This is a genomic window from Streptomyces sp. NPDC048290 (assembly GCF_040652095.1).
Classification (GTDB): domain Bacteria; phylum Actinomycetota; class Actinomycetes; order Streptomycetales; family Streptomycetaceae; genus Streptomyces.
Map to the genome: position 1 here is coordinate 1 of NZ_JBEZLM010000041.1, position 19,969 is coordinate 19,969.

Annotated in this window: 18 protein-coding genes; 6 read left to right on the top strand and 12 right to left on the bottom strand. The window is 73.2% G+C overall.

Translation table 11 applies throughout. The features are described 5' to 3' along the window. Positions 1-106 precede the first annotated feature (106 nt). The 8 genes from AB0D49_RS39685 to AB0D49_RS39720 all read right to left on the bottom strand — a co-directional run bounded on the left by AB0D49_RS39685 (position 107) and on the right by AB0D49_RS39720 (position 9,650). On the bottom strand, positions 107-595 hold the full coding sequence (locus tag AB0D49_RS39685; RefSeq protein WP_362768405.1) for a methylated-DNA--[protein]-cysteine S-methyltransferase: 489 nt from the start codon (positions 593-595) through the stop codon (positions 107-109). A 48-nt stretch (positions 596-643) separates the two neighbouring features. After that, a complete protein-coding gene (locus AB0D49_RS39690) occupies positions 644-2,140 on the bottom strand; it encodes an AlkA N-terminal domain-containing protein (RefSeq protein ID WP_362768408.1) in 1,497 nt (498 codons plus the stop codon). Between the two features lie 228 nt (positions 2,141-2,368). Beyond that, on the bottom strand, positions 2,369-2,971 hold the full coding sequence (locus tag AB0D49_RS39695) for a hypothetical protein (protein WP_362768411.1): 603 nt from the start codon (positions 2,969-2,971) through the stop codon (positions 2,369-2,371). Between the two features lie 105 nt (positions 2,972-3,076). Further along, on the bottom strand, positions 3,077-4,501 hold the full coding sequence (gene lpdA, locus AB0D49_RS39700) for a dihydrolipoyl dehydrogenase (RefSeq protein WP_362768414.1): 1,425 nt from the start codon (positions 4,499-4,501) through the stop codon (positions 3,077-3,079). Positions 4,502-4,580: 79 nt separating this feature from the next. Then, positions 4,581-5,099, bottom strand: coding sequence for an O-acetyl-ADP-ribose deacetylase (locus AB0D49_RS39705; RefSeq protein WP_362768417.1), 519 nt, complete (start codon positions 5,097-5,099; stop codon positions 4,581-4,583). Further along, positions 5,096-6,502: an NAD(P)/FAD-dependent oxidoreductase gene (locus tag AB0D49_RS39710; RefSeq protein WP_362768545.1), complete on the bottom strand. Its 1,407-nt coding sequence runs from the start codon at positions 6,500-6,502 to the stop codon at positions 5,096-5,098. Before AB0D49_RS39710 ends, AB0D49_RS39705 begins: the two co-directional genes overlap by 4 nt. 356 nt (positions 6,503-6,858) lie before the next feature. Further along, positions 6,859-7,707, bottom strand: a complete 849-nt coding sequence (locus tag AB0D49_RS39715; RefSeq protein WP_362768420.1) for an inositol monophosphatase family protein — start codon at positions 7,705-7,707, stop codon at positions 6,859-6,861. Positions 7,708-7,829: 122 nt separating this feature from the next. Then, positions 7,830-9,650 (bottom strand): gamma-glutamyltransferase, encoded by a 1,821-nt coding sequence (locus AB0D49_RS39720; RefSeq protein ID WP_362768422.1) that lies wholly within the window; start codon positions 9,648-9,650, stop codon positions 7,830-7,832. Between the two features lie 207 nt (positions 9,651-9,857). Between AB0D49_RS39720 and AB0D49_RS39725 the strand changes: the two genes are divergently transcribed. The 5 genes from AB0D49_RS39725 (at position 9,858) to AB0D49_RS39745 (ending at position 15,561) form a co-directional block, all read left to right on the top strand. Then, complete coding sequence (locus tag AB0D49_RS39725) at positions 9,858-10,787, top strand: hypothetical protein (RefSeq protein ID WP_362768425.1); 930 nt, start codon at positions 9,858-9,860, stop codon at positions 10,785-10,787. A 292-nt stretch (positions 10,788-11,079) separates the two neighbouring features. Continuing rightward, positions 11,080-12,054, top strand: a complete 975-nt coding sequence (locus AB0D49_RS39730) for an alpha/beta hydrolase (RefSeq protein WP_362768428.1) — start codon at positions 11,080-11,082, stop codon at positions 12,052-12,054. Next, positions 12,054-13,310, top strand: a complete 1,257-nt coding sequence (locus tag AB0D49_RS39735; protein WP_362768431.1) for an acyltransferase — start codon at positions 12,054-12,056, stop codon at positions 13,308-13,310. Before AB0D49_RS39730 ends, AB0D49_RS39735 begins: the two co-directional genes overlap by 1 nt. 347 nt (positions 13,311-13,657) lie before the next feature. After that, the gene (locus tag AB0D49_RS39740; protein ID WP_362768434.1) at positions 13,658-14,890 is read left to right on the top strand and encodes a sensor histidine kinase; all 1,233 of its coding nucleotides are present in this window, start codon (positions 13,658-13,660) and stop codon (positions 14,888-14,890) included. Further along, positions 14,887-15,561: a response regulator transcription factor gene (locus AB0D49_RS39745; RefSeq protein WP_362768437.1), complete on the top strand. Its 675-nt coding sequence runs from the start codon at positions 14,887-14,889 to the stop codon at positions 15,559-15,561. Before AB0D49_RS39740 ends, AB0D49_RS39745 begins: the two co-directional genes overlap by 4 nt. 180 nt (positions 15,562-15,741) lie before the next feature. Here AB0D49_RS39745 and AB0D49_RS39750 read toward each other — a convergent pair whose 3' ends face one another. Next, positions 15,742-16,338, bottom strand: coding sequence for a TetR/AcrR family transcriptional regulator (locus AB0D49_RS39750; RefSeq protein ID WP_362768440.1), 597 nt, complete (start codon positions 16,336-16,338; stop codon positions 15,742-15,744). 157 nt (positions 16,339-16,495) lie between these two features. Here AB0D49_RS39750 and AB0D49_RS39755 point away from each other — a divergent pair, with 157 nt between their 5' ends. Further along, positions 16,496-17,011, top strand: a complete 516-nt coding sequence (locus AB0D49_RS39755; RefSeq protein ID WP_362768442.1) for a cupin domain-containing protein — start codon at positions 16,496-16,498, stop codon at positions 17,009-17,011. A gap of 10 nt (positions 17,012-17,021) precedes the next feature. Here AB0D49_RS39755 and AB0D49_RS39760 read toward each other — a convergent pair whose 3' ends face one another. The 3 genes from AB0D49_RS39760 to AB0D49_RS39770 are packed head-to-tail and all read right to left on the bottom strand — an operon-like array spanning position 17,022 to position 19,835. After that, positions 17,022-17,780: an ATP-binding cassette domain-containing protein gene (locus AB0D49_RS39760; RefSeq protein WP_362768445.1), complete on the bottom strand. Its 759-nt coding sequence runs from the start codon at positions 17,778-17,780 to the stop codon at positions 17,022-17,024. Continuing rightward, complete coding sequence (locus AB0D49_RS39765; RefSeq protein WP_362768448.1) at positions 17,777-18,814, bottom strand: iron chelate uptake ABC transporter family permease subunit; 1,038 nt, start codon at positions 18,812-18,814, stop codon at positions 17,777-17,779. Before AB0D49_RS39765 ends, AB0D49_RS39760 begins: the two co-directional genes overlap by 4 nt. Beyond that, the gene (locus AB0D49_RS39770; RefSeq protein WP_362768451.1) at positions 18,807-19,835 is read right to left on the bottom strand and encodes an iron chelate uptake ABC transporter family permease subunit; all 1,029 of its coding nucleotides are present in this window, start codon (positions 19,833-19,835) and stop codon (positions 18,807-18,809) included. The genes AB0D49_RS39765 and AB0D49_RS39770 overlap by 8 nt, the downstream gene beginning before the upstream one ends. Positions 19,836-19,969 lie beyond the last annotated feature (134 nt).

Genomic DNA, 19,969 nt, shown 5'->3' on the forward strand with positions numbered 1-19,969 from the left:
GTGTGCCGGGCGGAAGCCCTCGTAGCGGAGCTACTAGGGCTTTCGTCCGGTGCGGCGAGAGTGCGTGCCGGGCGTCGCGACGCCACGGAGATCCGTCAGACACCCCCTAGAAGAGGGACGTGCCGCGTTCGAAGTCCAGGAGGCGGCGCTTGCGGTCCAGGCCGCCGCCGTAGCCGGTGAGGCTGCCCGCGGCGCCGATGACCCGGTGGCACGGAACGATGATGCTGATCGGGTTCTTGCCGTTGGCGAGGCCCACCGCGCGGGACGCCTTCGGGTTGCCGAGGGCGTCGGCGAGATCGCCGTAGGAGCGGGTCTCGCCGAACGGGATGCGGCACAGCTGGTCCCAGACCGTGCGCTGGAAGTCCGTCCCGTCGAGGCGGAGTTCGAGGTCGAAGTCGGTCAGGTCGCCCGTGAAGTACGCCTCCAGTTGTTCCTCGGCCGGGGCGAACGCGGGGGCGGTGTCCGCGCGTTCGCCGAAGCTCTCCTCCGGGGGGCGGTGGCGCTGGTCTGTCATGTAGACACCGCACAGCACGCCGTCCTCGGCGACGAGGGTGAGCGGGTCGTACGGGCTGTCGATGACGGTGTGCTGGCGCATGGTGTCGTTCCTAGGTCGTGACAGGCGTGAGAGGCGTGGCAGGGGGGCTCATACCGGTAGGAAGTTGATGGGGTGGTCGTCCGTCGCCCACAGGTACTGGACGGCGTACGCCCGCCAGGGGCGCCAGGCGGTGGCGCGGGCGGTGAGCGCGGCGGGGGTCGACGGCAGGCCGAGCCCGGCCGCGGCGCGGCGGATGCCGAGGTCGGTGGGGAGGAAGGCGTCGGGGTCGCCGAGGGCGCGCATGGCGATGACATCGGCGGTCCAGGGGCCGAAGCCGGGCAGCGCGAGGAGCTGTTCCCGGGTCGCGGGCCAGTCGCTCTCCACCCCGAGGCGGAGCGTGCCGTCGGCGAGCCGGGCGACCAGGGTGGTGAAGGTCGTACGGCGGGTGCGGGGCATCGCGAGCGCGTCGGGGTCGACGGCGGCCAGCCGCTCGGTCGACGGGAAGAGGTGGGTGAGTCCGCCCTCGGGGTCGGTCACCGGGTCGCCGTGGGCGGTGACCAGGCGGGCCGCGTGGGTGCGGGCGGCGGCCGTGGAGACCTGCTGGCCCAGCACCGCGCGGACCGCGAACTCGGCCTCGTCGACCGTGCGCGGCACCCGGCGGCCCGGCGCCTTGTCGACCAGGGGCGCGAGCAGTGGGTCGGTGCGCAGTTGGTCGTCGACGGCGACCGGATCGGCGTCCAGGTCGAGGAGGCGACGGCAGCGGGCGATGGCGACCGGTAGATCCCGCAGGTCGGAGAGGTTGAGCCGGCAGGCGATGTGGTCGGGGCGGGGGGTCAGCGCGGCGATCCCGTGCCCGTACGGCAGCCGCAGCGTGCGGCGGTAGGCGCCCTCCCGCCACTCCTCGACGCCGGGTACGGCGGTGGCGGCGAGGTGGCCGAAGACGTTGTCGGGGTTGAGGGGGGCGCGGAACGGCAGCCGGAGGGAGAGCGCGCCGGAGGCCGCCTGTGGCTCCGCCCGTGCCTGTCGGTCCTTGGGGCGGCGGGCGCGCAGCTCGCTCGGCGCGAGGGCGAAGACCTCGCGGACGGTGTCGTTGAAGGTGCGGATCGAGGAGAAACCGGCGGCGAAGGCAAGCTCCGCCATCGGCAGCTCGGTGGTCTCGATCAGCAGCCGGGCGGTCTCGGCGCGCTGGGCGCGGGCGAGCGCGAGGGGTCCGGCGCCGAGTTCGGCGAGGAGCTGGCGTTCGATCTGGCGGGTGCTGTAGCCGAGGCGGGCGGCGAGGCCGGGGACGCCCTCGCGGTCCACCACCCCGTCGGCGATCAGCCGCATCGCGCGGGCGGTGAGGTCGGCGCGCTGGTTCCACTCCGGGGAGCCGGGGGTGGTGTCGGGGCGGCAGCGTTTGCAGGCGCGGAAACCGGCCTGCTGGCAGGCGGCGGCGCTCGGCAGGAAGACCATGTTCTCGGGCTTCGGTGGCGCGACCGGGCAGCTGGGGCGGCAGTAGATGTGGGTGGTGAGGACGGCGGTGAAGAACCAGCCGTCGAAGCGGGCGTCCTTGGAGCGGACGGCTCGGAGACAGTGGTCGGTGTCGGTGTGCATCCCCTTGTGCATGGGTCCAGGATCGGGCACGGGGGGCGGCTGCGGCTGGCGAGAATCCGACATCGAGGTGGGGAGGGGGGTGGTGGGGGTTGGGTTTCGGGTGCGGGGCGGTGGGGGTTTTCGCGCAGTTCCCCGCGCCCCTAGAGGGTTGAGATTCGGGTGCGGGGCCCTGGGGGGTATTCGCGCAGTTCCCCGCGCCCCTACGCGGTTCCCCGTGGCCCTGAGGGTGCTCGGGTGGAGTCAGTGGGGGGCTGGGTGGGTGTGGTGGGGGTGGCTGGCTGATTCCTGGCGGGAGGCCAGGGCCCAGATCACGAAGACGTCGATGGCCATCACCACGAGGGACCAGACCGGGGCGTACGGCAGGAACAGGAACTGGAGGATCAGGCTGAACGAGGCCAGCACGATACCGGCGATCCTGGCCCAGGCGGCGCCCATGAGCACGCCCCAGCCGGTGACGGCGACCAGGACGCCGAGGACCAGGTGGATCCAGCCCCAGCCGGTGAGGTTGATCTCGTAGATGTAGGTGCCGACCCGGGTGTACACATCGTCCTTGGCGATCGCCGAGATGCCCTGGAGTATCGCGAGCACACCGCTGACCAGCAGCAGCACACCGGCGAAGGTGACTCCGCCGGTCACCCAGGCGTCACCGCCGGAGGACGGGGGGCGGGGTGGGCGGGCGCTCCACGCGTCGCCGACCTCGCTGTCCGGCCGCCCCGTGCCCTCGGCCTGGGGCCCCGGGGAGCCCGGTGCCGTGTACCCGCCGCCCTGGGGGTCCGAGGGACCCGGCGTGCCGTGGCCGCCCTGCGGCTGCTCTCCACCCGGTTGCGCTGCGTTCTGGCTCATGCGGCCAGGAGACCCCGGTCGGGCGGTGGCGGCGAGTGGTGTGGGCCGAATGGGTGACATGCAAGGGGTGACATGCGGCCCCGTGACGTCCGCGTGCGGTGACGGTCACATGTTGATCATGTGGCCTGCCAGGCCGTGTACCGCCTCCTTGACCGCCTCGCTCAGGGTCGGGTGGGCGTGCACATTGCGGGCGACCTCGTGGACGGTGAGGTCCCACTGCTGGGCGAGGGTCAGCTCGGGGAGCAGTTCGGTGACGTCGGGGCCGATGAGGTGGCCGCCGATCAGCTCGCCGTACCGGGCGTCGCTGATCAGTTTGACGAAGCCGGTGGTGTCGCCGAGGCCGTGTGCCTTGCCGTTGGCGGTGAAGGGGAACTTGGCGACCTTGACGTCGTAGCCCAGTTCGCGGGCCTGGGCCTCGGTGTAGCCGAAGCTGGCGATCTGGGGCTGGCAGAACGTGGCCCGCGGGATCATCGCGTAGTCCAGCTCCATGGTCTCCGCGCCCGCGAGGGTCTCGGCGGCGATCACGCCCATCGACTCGGCGGCGTGCGCCAGCATCAGCTTGGCGGTGACATCGCCGATCGCGTACAGATGCGGGACGGACGTACGGCAGTGGCCGTCGACGTCGATCGCGCCGCGCTCGGTGAGGCGGACACCGGTCCGCTCCAGGCCGTAGCCCTCCACATTCGGCTGGAAGCCGATCGCCTGGAGCACCTTGTCGGCCTCCAGGATCTGCTGGGAGCCGTCCTTGGCGGTGACGGTGACCCGGACCTGGGGGCCGGACTCGTCGATGGTGTCGACCCGGGTGGAGGTGAGGACGTCGATGCCGAGCCTGCGGTACTGGCGGGCGAGTTCGGCGGAGACCTCGGCGTCCTCCAGCGGGGCCATCCGGTCCAGGAACTCGACGACGGTGACCTTCACGCCGTAGTTGTGCAGCACATACGCGAACTCCACGCCGATCGCCCCGGCGCCCGCGATGATCACCGACGCGGGGAGTTCCTCGGCGAGGATCTGCTCCTCGAAGGTGACCACGCGGGAGGTGCGGCGGGTGCCGGGGAGGAGCTTGGGGCTGGCGCCGGTGGCGATGACGCAGTGGTCGAAGCCGAGGGTGCGGGTGGTGCCCTCGTAGTCGGTGACCTGGAGGGTGTGCGGGTCGAGGAAGGTGCCGCGGCCGTCGAACTCGGTGATCTTGTTCTTCTTCATCAGGTAGTGGACGCCCTTGACCCGGCCGTCGGCGACCTTGCGGCTGCGCCGGAACGCCTCGCCGTAGTCGAAGCTGACCGTGCCGTCGACCTTGATGCCGAAGGTCTTCTGCTCATGGGTGAACAGGTGGGCCAGCTCGGCGTTGCGCAGCAGGGCCTTGGTGGGGATGCAGCCGACGTTGAGGCAGACGCCGCCCCAGTACTTCTCCTCTACCACGGCGACCCGCTTGCCGAGCTGGGCGGCGCGGACGGCGGCGACATATCCGCCGGGGCCGGCGCCGAGCACCACGACGTCGAAGCGGTCGTCCTGCTCTTCGGTGGGAGAGGTCATGGAGGGGCCTGCCTTTCCTGGGAGGTCCTGGGGGGTCATGGGGGTCATTGGTTGGTGCTGGGGGTCACCCGGTGGCCGGTCAGGCGAGGTACGGGGCGAACGTGGCGTACGCCCGGTCGTCGAAGACCACGAATCTGACCTCGGTGACGGCGGTGTCCATGGCGCGGACCGTCTCGACCGCGATCCGCGCCCCGTCGTCCATCGGCCAGCCGAAGATCCCGGTGGAGATCGCGGGGAACGCGACCGTGCGGGCGCCGAGCTGGTCGGCGACCCGGAGGGACTCGCGGTAGCAGGAGGCGAGCAGCGCGGAGCGGTCCTCGGTGGTGCTGTGGACGGGGCCGACGGTGTGGATCACCCATCGGGCGTCCAGGTCCCCGGCGGTGGTGGCGACGGCCTGGCCGGTGGCCAGGCCCTTGCCGTAGTGGGAGGCGCGCAGGGCGCGGCACTCGGCGAGGATCGCCGGGCCGCCCCGGCGGTGGATGGCGCCGTCCACGCCTCCGCCGCCGAGCAGGGAGGAGTTGGCGGCGTTGACGATCGCGTCGACGGACTGTTCGGTGATGTCGCCCTCGACCAGGGTGAGGGTGGTGAGTGTGGTCATGCGCGGAGCCTCCTCCAGACCGCCTTCGCCGCGTTGTGGCCGGACATGCCGTGCACACCCGGGCCGGGCGGAGTGGCGGACGAGCAGAGGAACACGGCCGGGTGCGGGGTGCGGTACGGGGCCAGGGTGAGCTTCGGGCGGAGCAGGAGCTGGAGTCCCGAGGTGGCGCCGGAGGCGATGTCCCCGCCGACGTAGTTGGCGTTACGGGCGGCGAGTTCGGGGGGTCCCGCCGTGGCGCGGGCCAGGACGCGGTCACGGAAGCCGGGGGCGAACCGCTCCAGTTGGCGTTCGATGGCGTCGGTGAGGTCGCCGGTGTAGCCGTTCGGCACATGGCCGTACGCCCAGAAGACCTGTTTGCCGTCGGGGGCGCGGGTGGGGTCGACGACGCCGGGCTGCACGGTGATCAGGAACGGGCGGTCGGGTGCCCGGCCCTCGCGGGCGACGGCCCGCAGCGCGGTGCCGATCTCGGCGGCGTCCCCGCCGATCTGCACCGTTCCGGCGATCCTCGCCTCGGGCGCGGTCCAGGGCACCGGGCCGTCCAGCGCGTAGTCGACCTTGAAGACTCCCGGGCCGTAGCGGTAGCGGTCGTAGAACGAGCCGAGGCCGGCGATCCGGGCCAGCGCGGTGGGCGAGGTGTCGAAGACATAGGCGCGGGCGGGCGGCAGATCGTCCAGCCGCTTCACCTCGAACCCGGTGTGGACCGTCCCGCCGCACTCCGTGAGGTACGAGGTGAGGGCGTCGGAGATGGACTGGGAGCCGCCCTGGGCCACCGGCCAGCCCCGGGCGTGCGCGGCGAGGGCGAAGACCAGGCCGACGGCGCCGGTCGCGAAGCCGTTGAGGGGGGCCATGACGTGGGCGACGAGCCCGGCGAAGAGGGTCTTGGCCCGCTCGTCGTGGAAGCGGCGGGTCAGCCAGGTGGACGGGGGCAGTCCGGCCAGTCCGAAGCGGGCCAGGGTGACCGGGTCGCGGGGCAGCGCGGTGGACGGCAGCGACATGAAGTCCCGCGCCAGGGTGTCCCACCGGGTGAGGAACGGGGCGATCAGTCTGCGGTACACGCCCGCGTCACGCGGGCCGAAGGAGGCGGCGGTCTCGGCGACCGAGCGGGCCAGCACGGACGCGCTGCCGTCGGGGAAGGGGTGGGCCATGGGCAGCTCGGGGTGGAGCCAGGTCAGTCCGTGCCGCTCCAGGGGCAGGGCGCGGAAGGACGGGGAGTTGATACCGAGGGGGTGGGCGGCCGAACAGGGGTCGTGGCGGAATCCGGGGAGGGTCAGCTCCTCGGTGCGGGCTCCGCCGCCCACGGTGTCCTGGGCTTCGAAGACTGCCACGGAGAAGCCGCGGCGGGCCAGCTCCACGGCAGCGGTCAGTCCGTTCGGCCCCGCTCCCACCACGACCGCGTCGAGCATTGACGGCACCTTCGGACTCCTTTGTCAGCCGATGGCCACTCTGGGTCAGGATATGTCGGGGGCGGGGGGTCGGGAGGGGTGGGGTGGGGCTGGGGGTGGGGGGTGTGTCGGCCGCGATCTGTGGAGGGGGCGGCTGTCCTTCGGCGGTACGGCTGTTCGTTTGGTGGTACGGCTGTCCATTCGGCGGCGCGACTGGCTGTGGCGCGGGTGCCGCTGGCCGTGGCGCGGTGCCGCTGGCCGTTCGGCGGTAGGGCTGCCCGTTCGGCGGTGCGACCGGCCCTGGCGCGGGGCCATCGGCCCTGGCGCGGGGCCGCTGGCTGGTCAGCCGTGCCGCGATCCGTGCGGCGGTGCCGCTACTACGCCTTCCGTCCCCTCAGCAGCGCCGCGATCCGTTCCGCCGTCGCGCGGTCGCGGGCCGCGGTGAACGGCAGGGCGTTGCCGCCGGTGATGTGGAAGGGCTCTCCGGCGCGGGTGAGATGGGCGCCGCCCGCCTCCTCGACCAGCAGCAGCCCGGCCGCGTGGTCCCAGGCGGCCTCCCAGGAGAACGCCACCGCGTCCAACTCGCCCCGGGCGACGGCGAGATACTCCAGCCCGGCGGAGCCGCAGGGGCGCGGCGCCACTCCGTCGGTCCACAGGGGCAGCAGCTCGCACTTCTGCTCGTCGGTGGTGTAGTCGGGGTGGGACGTGGCGACCCGCAGGGCGCGGCCGGGCTCGGGCGAGCCGGCGAGCAGCGGCACACCGTTGAGTCGGGCGCCCCGGCCCCGGATCGCCGTGGCCAGTTGGTCGCGGGCCGGGGCGTAGGTCCAGGAGGCGAGCAGCGCTCCGCGGTGGGCCAGGGCGACCAGGGAGCAGAAGCCGTCGTCGCCGTGGACGAACTGGCGGGTGCCGTCGACCGGGTCGACGATCCACACCGGGGCGTCGGCGCGTATCGCCTCGTAGGAGGCGGGGTCGGCGTGGACCGCCTCCTCGCCGACCACCACCGAGCCGGGGAGGAGGTCGCCGAGGGCCTGGGTGAGGAACAGCTCCGCGTTGCGGTCGGCGTCCGTCACCAGGTCGTGCGGGCCGCTCTTCTGGTCGACCTCGTGGTCGGCGAGCCTGCGGAAGCGGGGGAGGATCTCGGCCGCGGCGGCCTTGCGGACCGCGTCGGCCACGTCGTCGGCGTGCCGTGCGAGAAACTCGTCGATGGTTTCCGGAATGTCGTTCATGCCTCCATGAGAACACGCGCCACTGACAATCCCCGCCCGGTTTCCGTACACCCGGTGGAATCCGGATGAACGCATGGAATCGGGTTATTGGTAAGAAAGGTGCATATCGGTTGCGTGGGTGCTCAGCGTCCCACCGCGTATCCCTGCATCCCCCTCGGGTTGGCCGCCGCCGAGAGCACTCCTGTGCGCGGGTCCCGGGCCACCGCGCACAGGCGGCCCTCCGACCAGGCGGGGCCCACCGCCACCCGGTGGCCCCGGCGGCGCAGCTCCGCGACGACCTCGTCCGGCATCCGGGACTCCACGGTGAGGCTGCCGGGGCGGGTGCCGCGTGGGTAGAAGGAGCTGGGGAAGGCGTCGGTGTGCCAGTTCGGGGCGTCGACGGCGCCCTGGAGGTCGAGTCCGCCGCGGACCGGGGCGCGCAGCGCGACGGCGAGGAAGAAGTGCAGCTGCCACTGGTCCTGCTGGTCGCCGCCGGGCGTGCCGAAGGCCAGCACCGGGACGCCGTCGCGCAGGGCGAGCGAGGGGGTCAGGGTGGTGCGGGGGCGGCGGCCGGGCGTGAGGGTGTTGGGCAGGCCCTCGTCCAGCCAGGTCATCTGGAGCCGGGTGCCCAGCGGGAAGCCCAGCTCGGGCACCACGGGGTTGGACTGGAGCCAGCCGCCGCTGGGGGTGGCGGCGACCATGTTGCCCCAGCGGTCGACGACGTCCAAGTGGCAGGTGTCGCCCCGGGTGAGTCCGTCGCGGGCGACGGCGGGCTCACCGGCGCGGCCCCCGGTCGCCGTGCCGACGGTCGGCTCCCCCGCCCCCATCGGGTTGACGCCCTCCGGTGACGTCCCGGTGCCGCCCGCCGCGCTCAGCCGGGGCGCGCGTCCGTCGGGGCTGCCGGGCCGCAGCTCGTACGACGCCAGGTCGCCGACCAGGGCCCGCCGTCGCGCGTTGTACTCCCCGGACAGCAGCGCGGCGACCGGGACCCCGGTCGCGTCGCCGTACCACGCCTCGCGGTCGGCGAAGGCGAGTTTGGCGCCCTCGACCAGGAGATGGACGTAGTCGGCGGAGCCGTACTCGGGCACCTCGGGGGGCAGCAGGGCGAGTTGCTGGAGCAGGGCCGGGCCCTGGCTCCAGGGGCCCGCCTTGCACAGGGTCCAGCCGTTCCAGTCGTAGGTGACCGGTGTCTCGTAGTGCGCGGACCAGCCCGCGAGGTCGGCGGCGGTGAGGGTGCCCGTGTGGTGCGCGCCGCTGGTGTCCAGGGTGGGGCGGGCGGACTGCCGTACCAGGGCTTCGGCGATGAAGCCGGTGCGCCAGATCTCGCGGGCGGCCTCGATCCGGGCCTCCCGGTCGCCCGCGCCCTCGGTCTCGGCGAGGAGGCGCCGCCAGGTGGCCGCGAGGGCGGGGTTGCGGAACAGCTCACCGGGGCGCGGTGCCCGGCCGTCCGGGAGATAGACCTCGGCGGAGGAGGTCCACTCGGTCTCGAAGAGTTCCCGGACCGATTCCACGGTCGCGCCGAGGTTGTCGACCGGCGGGTGTCCGTCCTCGGCGTAGCCGATGGCGTACTTGAGGACGTCGGGGAGGGTGCGGGTGCCGTGGTCGCGCAGCAGGAGCAGCCAGGCGTCGAAGGCGCCGGGGATCGCGGCGGCGAGCGGGCCCGTGCCGGGGACGAGGCCGAGGCCGAGCGCGCGGTAGTGAGCGGCAGAGGCTCCGGCGGGGGCGACGCCCTGTCCGCACAGCACCCGTACCTCGCCGCCGGCCGGGGCGAGCAGGATCGGTACCTCGCCCGCGGGACCGTTCAGATGGGGCTCGACCACATGCAGGACGAACGCGCCCGCCACCGCCGCGTCGTACGCGTTGCCGCCGTCCTCCAGCACGGCCATCGCCGTCTGCGAGGCCAGCCAGTGGGTGCTGGACACCATGCCGAAGGTGCCCTGGAGGGTGGGGCGGGTGGTGAACACGGGGTCCCTCGCAGTCGAGTCGGTCGAGTCAGTCGGGTGGGGTGGCGGAGTCCGTGCAGGCTATCTTTCGCCCCTCCCGTCCGGTTCCCCGGCTCCGGTGGCGCACGCGGTCGTCGTCCGTGTCAGTGGGTGCCTCTAGGGTGCTGCGCACGACAAGCCCCTGACGTTCCGAGGGGGGCGCGCGACGATGGTGGAGGAGTGCTCATCATGGTGCCCGAGACGGCTCCTGAGGCTGCCCCCGGCGGCTGGGACGCGGCGCTGAACAGCGCCTTCGGGGTACTGCTGGACGGGGAGGCGCTGGACGGGGAGCCGCTGGACGGGGAGGCGCTGGACGGGGAGCCGATCGGCGGCACCGGTCCGGCCGCCGCCCGGTACGGGGTGTACTACGCCTCGGACTCGTTCGACGAGTTCCTTTTCCCCCGTCCCTGGGCCACGCCCGACGGTCTCGTGGGGCGGGAGCCGGTGGAGTTGCCGGACGAGGACGGGGGCGGCCTGTCCTTCTCGCCCTGGGCGTGGCGGTTCGACCTGGGCGGGTCGCTGTTCGTCTTCGACGCCATGCTCCTTGACCGGACGGGGCCGTGGGGCGAGGACGGGCACAAGGGGGCGCGGCCGTTCGGAGACGCCTTCGTGGCCGACCTGCGGGCCGTGGCCACAGCCGGTGAGTCGGATGAGCTGCTGGTGCGCGGGGCGGAGCTGGGACCGCTGCTGGGCCGTCATGGGGTCGATCTGACGGACGGTGAGGCCAAGAAGCTGAACTGCTGGCTGACGGTGCTGCTGCGGGTGGCCACGGACGGCGGCCTCGACAGCGCGCTGCGGGCCGCGACGTTCACCGGGCGCGGTCCTGGGCATCTGGTCGCGGTCGGGGACATGAGCCGGGCGCGTTCCGCCGAGGCGGGCTGGGAGGAGCGGCTGGGCGCGGTCGCGCACCCCGGGCTGCGGGACCATCTGCGGATGCTGCACCTCGCGCAGGCGGACGCGCGGTCCGAGGGCGGGTTCCGGTACGGCGGCGGGCGCTGGCCGTGGGCCGATCTCGTGACGGCGGTGGGCTGTTCCGTGGTCGCGGGCTGGGGGTTCGGCGAGTCGCAGGCGGGGTGCGCGGTCGTACGGCTACCGGAGGGGGAGGGGGGCTACTGGTGAGCCCGCGCGGGGGTGGGCCGCCTGGAGGCGCTGCCGGGCGGGCGGCGCGGACCGCCCGACCTGCGGGAGGGGTACGGGAGGGCTACGGGAGGGGTACGGGTAGCCCACTGCCCGGTGGGGGTGGTCCCGCTGCTCGGTGGGGGTAGCCCCACCGCCCGGTGGGGGTGGCCCGTAGACCACCCCCTACCCCGGTACTACCCGCGACTTGGCTCCCCGGTATGTCGTCCCGGGTGTGACCGTCTTCCTACCTTGCTCCCCGCCACCACGGGCGAGACGGAGGGGGACGGCACGGATGCGCCGCTTGAGGAAGACCTTGACCACCGCGGTACTGACCGCGCTGCTGGTGGGCAGCACGGTGGGCGCCGCCACGGCCGGCGCGGTGCGCCCGCTGGACGGTCCGCCGCCCGGCACCGCCGCCTGGCGGGCGGACGACACGCTGGGCGTCCCGCTGCCGGACCCCGCCACGGCCACACCGTCCGAGGTGGCGGCCTTCTTCGCCGGGCTGACCGACGCCCAGCGGCAGCGGCTCGTCGAGGAGCACCCCACCGTGGTGGGCAACCTCGACGGCGCCCCCGTACGGCTGCGGTACGCGGCCAACGCGCCCGCGGGCCACCAGGTACTGGCGTACGATCCGCGCGGCCGGGGGCTGATCGCGCGGGTGGTGGGCGACCTGGAGACGGCCACGCGGGTGGCGGTGATCGTCCCCGGCTCGGACATCGACGTCTCCACCTCCGGGCGGATCGCGCGGTGGGCCGCCGATCTCCAGGCCGCGGCGGGCGACGACACGGCCGTCATCGCCTGGGTCGGCTACACCACGCCCTCCGGTATCGGCCCCGACCTGGCGACGGGCCGGCTCGCCGAGGCCGGTGCCGGGCGCCTGGCCCGGTTCACCCGGGGTCTGGACGCGGTCGGGCTGCCCGATCCCGCGCTGTTCTGCCACAGCTACGGCTCGGTGGTGTGCGGTCTCGCCGCGTCCACCGCCGACGCCCGGGACATCGTGGTGATGGGCTCGCCCGGGATGCGCGCCGACGACACCGGCGCGCTCGGGACCGACGCCCATGTGTGGGCGGCGAAGTCCCCGGACGACTGGATCGGCCGGGTACCTCATGTGGAGCTGTTCGGGCTCGGCCACGGGGCCGACCCCACCTCGCCCGGGTTCGGCGCGACCGTGCTGTCCGCGGCCGACGTCCCGGCGCACGACGCCTACTTCCGCCCCGGCACCGCCACCCTCACCGCGTTCGCGGCCATCGCCGACGGAGCCCTGTGATGAGCGCCCCGGCCCAGGTCCGCACCCGGACCGCACGCACCCCGCTCGGCGCGCTCACCGCGCTCACCGCGCTCAGCGCCCGGATCGACGCCCGTACCCCCGCCCACCGCGACCGTGCCATCGACGGGCTGCGCGCGCTGGCGCTGCTCGCGGTGCCGACCGGTCACTGGCTGCTCGGCGGCTTCACCCTGGATTCCGGCAGCGGACTGCACAACGCCAGCCCGCTGGGCACCTTCGGCTCGCTCGCGCCGGTCAGCTGGGTGCTCCAGATGCTGGGCATCTTCTTCCTGGTCGGCGGCTACTCCTCGTACCTCTCCTACGGGCGCCGCAAGGGATCGGCGCGGGAGTGGGTCGCCGGGCGGCTGGTCCGGCTGGGGCGGCCGGTGCTCGGGGTCACCGCCGTCTGGGCGCTGCTGCTGCCGCTGCTGCACTACGGGCTCGGTGTGCCGACGGCCACGCTGCACACCGCGTCGACGCTGGTCGTCCAGCCGTTGTGGTTCGTCGGGGTGTACGCCGTGATCACGGCGCTGACGCCGTACTGCGTCCGTGCCTCGCGGCGGCTCGGGGTGTGGGCGGCGGCCCCGCTGCTGGGCACGGTCGCGGTGGTCGACCTGCTGCGGTACGGGCCGTACGCGGACGCCATGCCGTCCTGGCTGAGTCTGCTCAATCTGCTGCCGGGCTGGATGTTCGCCTATCAGCTGGGCGTGTCCTGGGCGGACCGGAAGGTGGACCGGCGTGCGGCGTGGGCGCTGTGCGCGGGCGGCGCGGCCCTGTTCGCCGTGCTGCTGCTGGTGTTCCACTACCCGGCGTCGATGGTGGGCGTGCCCGGCGAGGCCCGGACCAACTCCCACCCGCCGTCGCTGCTGGTGCTGGCGCTGGCGGCGGCCCAGTCGGGGGTGGCCGTGCTGGTGCGGGACCGGCTGGCGCGGCTGCTGCGGCGGCCCGCGCTGTGGGCGCCGGTGGTGATCGTCAATCTGTCGGCGATGACGATCCTGTGCTGGCACCAGACGGCGATGCTGGCGGCGGCGGTCCCCGCCGCGTTCGCCGGGCAGCTGCCGGGTCTGACCACCGCGCCGGAGACGGTGGGCTGGATTCTGGCGCGGCTGGCCTGGATGCCGGTGTTCGCGGTGCTGCTGGTGACGATCGCGCGGTTCGCCCGGCGGCTGGAGACGCCGTGGGACGGCACCGGTCCGGCGCGCCGGACGCTGGCGGGGGTCCTGGCGGCGGGCTTCGCGTACTTCGCGCTGGCCGCGTGAGGGGCGTCCACCGGCGGCGGCCCTGGCTGTCGCGCGCCGGGCGGGGGGACACGGCCCAACGGGACGGGCAGCGGCTCCGGCTGCCGCGCGCCGGGCGCGTGAGCGTCGTCCACCGGCTCCGGCTGCTGCGGGCCGGGCGCGTGAGCGTCGTCCACCGGCTCCGGCTGCCGCGCGCCGGGCGGGGGGAGACCGGCCACCAGCCCCAGTTCCGGCCGCCGGACGCCGGACAGGAGGGACAGGAGGGACAGGAGGAGACCGTCCGCCACCACCGGCTTCCGCCACCGGACGCCGGAGAGATGGGCGTCGTCCGCCCTCGGTCCCGTCCGGCCGGACCTACGCTGGGGCGCATGATCTCACGTCAGGAGGAGCCCCCGAGGGCGCTGCTCGCCGGGGCTTCGCGGCGGTGGGTGCGGATGGTGCCGTGGGTCGTGGCGGTCGTGCTGTGCGCGGCGCTGCTGCCCACCACGATCCATGTCCTCGCCGTCGACGCCGGACTCGACGGGGGGCTCGCGAGCGGGCTGGCCGTCGCCCAGACGGTCCCGCTGCTGCTCGCCGTCGTCCGCCCGCTGCACGCCTGGTACGTGATCCTCGCGGCGGATGTGGCCGGGGCGCTCGCGATGCTCACCGTCGATCTCCCGGCGGGGGTGGTGTGGCCGTATCCGCCCACCGCGGTCGTCGGGTACGTCGGGCTGTGTCTGGCTCTCGGGCTGCGCGAGCCGCGCCTGAGGCTGCTGGTGGTGTGGCTGACGACGGCGGGCGTGAGCCTCGCCCTGTCCTTCGCCGCGCCCGGCGGCACCAGCGGCAGCGGCATCCTGATGACCGTCCTCGGCGGGGTCGCGCTGGTCCTGGGCGGCGCGCTGCGCGAGCGGTACGAGGCGCAGCGGCGGCTGGCCGAGCAGGAGACCATCAGCGAGGCCGAGCGGGGGCGGCGGACGCTGCTGGAGGAGCGGGCCCGGATCGCGCGCGAGCTGCACGATGTGGTGGCGCACCACATGTCCGTGATCACGGTGCAGGCGGACACCGCCGCGTACCGGCTCGAGGGTCTTGCGCCGGAGGTGCGGCAGGAGTTCACCTCGATCGCGGCGACCGCGCGGGAGTCGCTCGGCGAGATGCGGCGGCTGCTCGGTGTGCTGCGCAACGAGGAGACACCGCATGGTGAGTTGGCGCCGCAGCCGGGGCTGACCCGGCTCGGGCAGTTGGTGGAGGCGACGGTACGGGCGGGGGTGCCGGTGGACTTCACGCCGTGCGACGCCGAGGTGCCCGAGGCGGTGGGGCTGTCCGCGTACCGTATCGTCCAGGAGGCGCTCGCCAATGTGGTGCGGCACGCGCCGGGTGCCGCGACGCGGGTGTCGGTGACGGTGACCGAGGGGGACGGGGCACGGCTCGACGTCCTGGTCGTCAACGGTCCGCCGCCGGAGCAGCCCGCCGCGCCGTTCGAGACGGGCGGCACCGGGCACGGACTGGTCGGGATGCGGGAGCGGGTGCGGCTGGTCGGCGGCGCGCTGGACGCGGGGCCGCTGCCGGAGGGCGGGTTCCGGGTGGCCGCCCGGCTGCCGCTGAGCGAAGGGGACTTCACGTGACGACGCGCGTCATCATCGTCGACGACCAGGCCATGGTGCGGGCGGGTTTCGCCGCGCTGCTGGCCGCCCAGAGCGATATCGACGTGGTGGGTGAGGCGCCGGACGGGCTGAGGGGGGTCGAGCTGAGCCGGCGGGTCCGTCCCGATGTGGTGCTGATGGACGTCCGGATGCCCGAGATGGACGGTCTGGAGGCGGCGCGGCTGCTCCTCGATCCCCCGCCGGGCGTGACCCACCGGCCCCGGGTGCTGATGCTCACCACGTTCGACATCGACGACTATGTCTATGAGGCGCTGCGGGCGGGCGCGAGCGGCTTCCTGCTGAAGGACGCTCCGCCGGACGATCTCATCGCGGCGGTACGGGTGGTGGCGTCGGGTGACGCGCTGCTGGCGCCGTCCGTGACGCGCCGCCTGATCGCGGACTTCGCCCGTCAGCGGCCCGCCGCCCGGCGCGGACCGGAGTTGCGCCTCAAGGCGCTGACGGACCGGGAGACCGAGGTGCTGACCCTGGTGGCGCGGGGCCGGTCCAACACGGAGATCGCGGGGGACCTGGTGCTGGCCGAGCAGACGGTGAAGACCCATGTGAGCCGCGTCCTGACCAAGCTGGACCTCCGGGACCGGGCACAGGCGGTGGTGTTCGCGTACGAGTCGGGGCTGGTGGTGCCGGGCGAGTAGGGCGTGTTCGGGGGGATGGTGGCTCGCGGTGCCGGGCGAGTGAGGGTCCCGCCTGCCGCCCGTCCTCACTCCCCCGTCCCGCCCGTGCTCACTCCTCCGTCCCGCCCGCTCTCACTCCTCCGTCCCGCCCGTGCTCACTCCTCCGTCCCGCCCGTCCTCACTCCCCCGTCCCGCCCGTGCTCAGTCCTCCCGTCCCGGCCAGCAGGTCAGCAACTGGTCGGCGACCGTGTGGAGTTGGTCGCGCGGGACGCCTGAAGCGGCCTGGACCGCCAGGCCCTGGACGAGGGTGACCAGGAGGCGGGCCAGGGCCACCGGGTCGGTGTCGGGCGGCAGTCCGGCCGTGCCGGAGTAGGAGCGGAGCCGGTCGGCGATCGTGGTGACCCCGGTCTCCCGCAGCCCGCTCAGATGGTCCTGGACCGTGGCCGAGCGGGGGTTCACCGCGAGGGCGCTGTGCACGATCAGACAGCCGGGCGGGGTGTGTTCCCCGGCGACCGCCTCGACGGCGGAGTGCAGGAAGGTGCTCGCCAGCCCCCAGGCCGTGGGCTGCTCCAGGGCGGTGCCCAGGTAGGCGCCGGGGCCCGCCATGTAGCGGGCGATGGCCTTCTTGAAGAGGCTCTCCTTGTCGCCGAACGCGGCATAGACGCTGGGGGCGCTCATCCCCATCGCCCGGGTGAGGTCGGACAGGGCGGTGCCCTCGTAGCCCTGGGTCCAGAAGGTCAGCATGGCTGCCTCCAGTGCCACCTCGGGGTCGTAGCCGCGTGGTCGCCCACCGGGCATGGGACCCCTCCCCTCTCCTGTCCGTTGCTCCTGCTTGTTTCTCCTGCTCACATCCGGCCTCCGCAGCCTACCCAGCCGGGAGTTGACAGCGCTTCAGGGGACCGGAATAGTTTCTTAATGATCGTTAGGATACTGCTGCTCAGTGACGAGGAGAGCCATGAGCCTGATCGATCCGTACACGACCGATCCCCGGTACACCAAGAGAAGCGCGGTCTATGTGCCGGCCGGTGAGGGGGAGACCTCCTGGGTGTTCGCCGACACCTACACCCTCAAGGCGGGGGCGCGGGAGACCAATGGATCGCTGACGTTCCTGGAGGCGACGGTGCCGCCGGACGGCGGGCCCGCACCGCATGTCCACAACGATCACGACGAGGCGTTCTATGTGATCTCCGGGGAGCTGGAGTTCCTGAACGGGGACGAGACGGTGACCGCCGGTCCGGGCGGCTTCTTCTTCGTCCCGCGCGGCACCCGGCACCGCTTCCGCAACCGTGGGCTGCACGCCGTCAAGATGGTCTTCTTCTTCCTCCCCGGCGGAATAGAGGAACTCCTCCTCTCCGGAGCCATCCCCGCCGAACCGGGCGTCGCCCCGCCCGTACGCGACCTCAGCCTCGCGGTACCGCCGACCGAGCTGATGGAGCGCTACGGCACGGAGGAACTGCCCGACCCGAGCTGAGCCCGGGGGCTCACTGGTAGTACACCGCCGTCCGCCTGCCGTCGATCTCGTGGATCTGGACGGGGGTGTCGAACACCCCGGTGAGCACCTCCGCGTCCATCATCGCGCCGACCGGGCCACTGGCCGCCATCCGGCCGTCGCGCAGGGCGATGACATGGTCGGAGTAGGCGGCGGCGAAGTTGATGTCATGGACGATCAGGACGACGGTCTTGCCGAGTTCGTCGGCGGCCCGGCGCAACTGGCCCATCATCCGCACGGAGTGCTTCATGTCCAGGTTGTTGAGGGGTTCGTCCAGCAGGACGTACCGGGTGTCCTGGGCCAGCACCATCGCGACATAGGCGCGCTGGCGCTGGCCGCCGGAGAGCTGGTCGAGGTGGCGGTACTGGAGGTCGCCGAGGTGGAGGAAGTCGAGGGCGTCGTCCACCTGGGCCACACACGCGGGGGTGAGCCGTCCCCGGCTGTGCGGGAAGCGGCCGAAGGAGACCAGCTCACGGACCGTGACCCGGGCGGTGAAGTGGTTCTCCTGGCGGAGGATGGACAGGGTGCGGGCCACCTCGGGGGACCTGGCCCGGTGGATGTCGAGCCCGTCCACGGTGACCGTGCCCGAGGTCGGCTCGGCGAGCCGCCCCATGATGGTGAGCAGGGTGGACTTCCCGGCGCCGTTGGGGCCGACGAGCGAGGTGACCCCGCCCGCCGGGATCCGGCCGGAGACCGGGCCGAGCACGGTGTGGTCGCCGTAGCGCTTGACCACGTCGGTGAACTCGATCACAGGGTGCCCTTCCGGAGGAGATGGACGAGGAAGACCGCCCCGCCGAGGAACTCGATGACGACGGTGAGCATCCCGGAGGCGTAGAAGACGTGCTCCATCAGGAACTGGCCGCCCGCCAGGGTGATCAGGCCGATGAGGAACGCCATCGGGAGGACCACCGCGTGCCGGTGGGTGCCCGCGAGCTGGTAGGCGAGCATCGCGGTGACGAAGCCGAAGAAGGTCATGGGGCCCGCGAGCGCGGTGGACAGCGCGATCAGTACGGAGATCAGCAGCAGCAGGAGCAGCAGTTCGCGCTTGTGGGCGATGCCCAGGCCGGTCGCGGTGTCCCGGCCCAGCAGCAGGGTGTCCAGCCGGTGGCGGCGGTGCCAGATCAGCGCGCCGATCACCAGGCACACCGCCCCGGCCAGCGGCAGATGCCCGGCCTCGGCGCTGCTGAGCCGTCCGAACAGCCGGGCCGACAGGACATCGAACTCGGCGGGTGACAGCAGCCGCTGGAGGAAGTCCGAGAGCCCCCGGAAGGCGAGCCCCAGCACCACCCCGACCAACAGCAGGACATGCAGGCTGCCCTGGCGGCCGGAGAACAGCCAGCCGAACAGCAGCACCGTGAAGCCGACCATCAGCAGCGTCTGGGTGATGAGCTTCGGCGTCCCGTCGGTGACGGCGAGGACACTGCCGCCGAACACGGCGACCAGCAAGGTCTGCATCAGCACATAGACGGCGTCGAAACCCATGATCGACGGGGTGAGCAGCCGGTTGTGAGTGATGGTCTGGAACACGACCGTCGCCACGGCCTGCGCGAACGCCACCACGGCCATGGTGCCGAACATGGTCAGCCGCCGCTCGAAGGCGAACGCGAACGAGCCCTCGACGAACAGGAGGAGGAAGGCGGCGACGGAGGCGGTGGCGAGGCCGGCCGCGAGGAGCAGGCGCACGGGGGCGGGCAGGACGCGGCGGGTCGGGTGCGGCGGGGCGGCCGGCGCGGGGAGCGGGCGCCGACACTTCGACATCTCGGACACCTCGGATGTGTCAGACATGCGCCCTCCCCCGCTGACGCAGGATGATCACGACGAACACCACCGCGCCCACCGCGCCGAGCACCACCGTCGCCGGGATCTCCAGCGGATAGACGACGACCCGGCCGACCAGATCGCAGACGATCATCAGGGCGACCGCGCACAGCACCACCCACGGCAGATTCGTGCGGACGTCGTCACCACGGACCATGGACACCAGATTCGGCACGATCAGCCCGAGAAACGGGATGAACCCGACGACGACCGTGGTCACACCGGTGGCCAGCGCGACCATGGTGAGCCCGGTGAACAGGATGCGCCGGTACGGCAGTCCGAGGCTGACGGCGGTGTCCCGGCCGAGCCCGGCGATGGTGAACCGGTCGGCCGCCACATACAGGCCGACCACGATGGCGCCCACCACCCACAGCGGTTCGTAGGCGCCGCGCACCACGGAGCTGAAGCCGCCCGAGCGCCAGGTGGCCAGCATCTGGAGGAGGTTGGTGGAGGAGGCGATGTACAGGGTCACCGCGCTCACCAGCGCGCCCAGCATGATGCCCACGATCGGCACGACGACCTGCGACTTCAGCGCGATCCGGCCGAGCACCAACAGGAAGACGACGGCCCCGGCGAAGGCGAAGGCGCTGGCGGCGCCCATCTTCACCAGGGGCGGAGCGGCCGGTGCCAGCAGGGTCAGCAGCAGCACACCCAGGGACGCCCACTCGCTGGTGCCGGTGGTGGTCGGCTCCACGAACCGGTTCTGCACCAGCATTTGCAGGACGACCCCGGACACCGCCATCGCGGCGGCGGCCAGGATCAGCGCGAGGGTGCGCGGCACGCGGGAGATCAGGAACATCCGCCGGGCCTCGGGGTCGGTGAACAGGGCGGGTACGTCGATGTCGTAGCCGCCGACGAACAGCGAGGTCACGATCAGCGCCAGCACGCCGAGGGCGGCGAGCGGGAGGGCGGCGCGGCGCAGGAGGCGGGGTGGGGTGGAGTCGAGGGTGGCGGCGGGCGGCGCGGGCGGTTGGGGTGGTCGGCTCATCGGGCTTCCGGGCGGCAGGGCGGCGGGGCAGCGAGGACGGGGCTTCCCGGCGGCCGGGGCGGGTGACACGGCGCCGCGCCCGGTGGGGCGGGGAGTGGCGGGGAGGGGACGGCGACGCGGCCCCGCGCGTCGGA

What these genes read in the sequence shown, in the direction of transcription:
- AB0D49_RS39685 (WP_362768405.1), bottom strand. Translation starts at nt 595, where the DNA reads ATGCGCCAGCACACCGTCATCGACAGCCCGTACGACCCGCTCACCCTC.
- AB0D49_RS39690 (WP_362768408.1), bottom strand. Translation starts at nt 2,140, where the DNA reads ATGCACAAGGGGATGCACACCGACACCGACCACTGTCTCCGAGCCGTC.
- AB0D49_RS39695 (WP_362768411.1), bottom strand. Translation starts at nt 2,971, where the DNA reads ATGAGCCAGAACGCAGCGCAACCGGGTGGAGAGCAGCCGCAGGGCGGC.
- lpdA (WP_362768414.1), bottom strand. Translation starts at nt 4,501, where the DNA reads ATGACCTCTCCCACCGAAGAGCAGGACGACCGCTTCGACGTCGTGGTG.
- AB0D49_RS39705 (WP_362768417.1), bottom strand. Translation starts at nt 5,099, where the DNA reads ATGACCACACTCACCACCCTCACCCTGGTCGAGGGCGACATCACCGAA.
- AB0D49_RS39710 (WP_362768545.1), bottom strand. Translation starts at nt 6,502, where the DNA reads ATGCTCGACGCGGTCGTGGTGGGAGCGGGGCCGAACGGACTGACCGCT.
- AB0D49_RS39715 (WP_362768420.1), bottom strand. Translation starts at nt 7,707, where the DNA reads ATGAACGACATTCCGGAAACCATCGACGAGTTTCTCGCACGGCACGCC.
- AB0D49_RS39725 (WP_362768425.1), top strand. Translation starts at nt 9,858, where the DNA reads ATGGTGCCCGAGACGGCTCCTGAGGCTGCCCCCGGCGGCTGGGACGCG.
- AB0D49_RS39730 (WP_362768428.1), top strand. Translation starts at nt 11,080, where the DNA reads ATGCGCCGCTTGAGGAAGACCTTGACCACCGCGGTACTGACCGCGCTG.
- AB0D49_RS39735 (WP_362768431.1), top strand. Translation starts at nt 12,054, where the DNA reads ATGAGCGCCCCGGCCCAGGTCCGCACCCGGACCGCACGCACCCCGCTC.
- AB0D49_RS39740 (WP_362768434.1), top strand. Translation starts at nt 13,658, where the DNA reads ATGATCTCACGTCAGGAGGAGCCCCCGAGGGCGCTGCTCGCCGGGGCT.
- AB0D49_RS39750 (WP_362768440.1), bottom strand. Translation starts at nt 16,338, where the DNA reads ATGCCCGGTGGGCGACCACGCGGCTACGACCCCGAGGTGGCACTGGAG.
- AB0D49_RS39755 (WP_362768442.1), top strand. Translation starts at nt 16,496, where the DNA reads ATGAGCCTGATCGATCCGTACACGACCGATCCCCGGTACACCAAGAGA.
- AB0D49_RS39765 (WP_362768448.1), bottom strand. Translation starts at nt 18,814, where the DNA reads ATGTCTGACACATCCGAGGTGTCCGAGATGTCGAAGTGTCGGCGCCCG.
- AB0D49_RS39770 (WP_362768451.1), bottom strand. Translation starts at nt 19,835, where the DNA reads ATGAGCCGACCACCCCAACCGCCCGCGCCGCCCGCCGCCACCCTCGAC.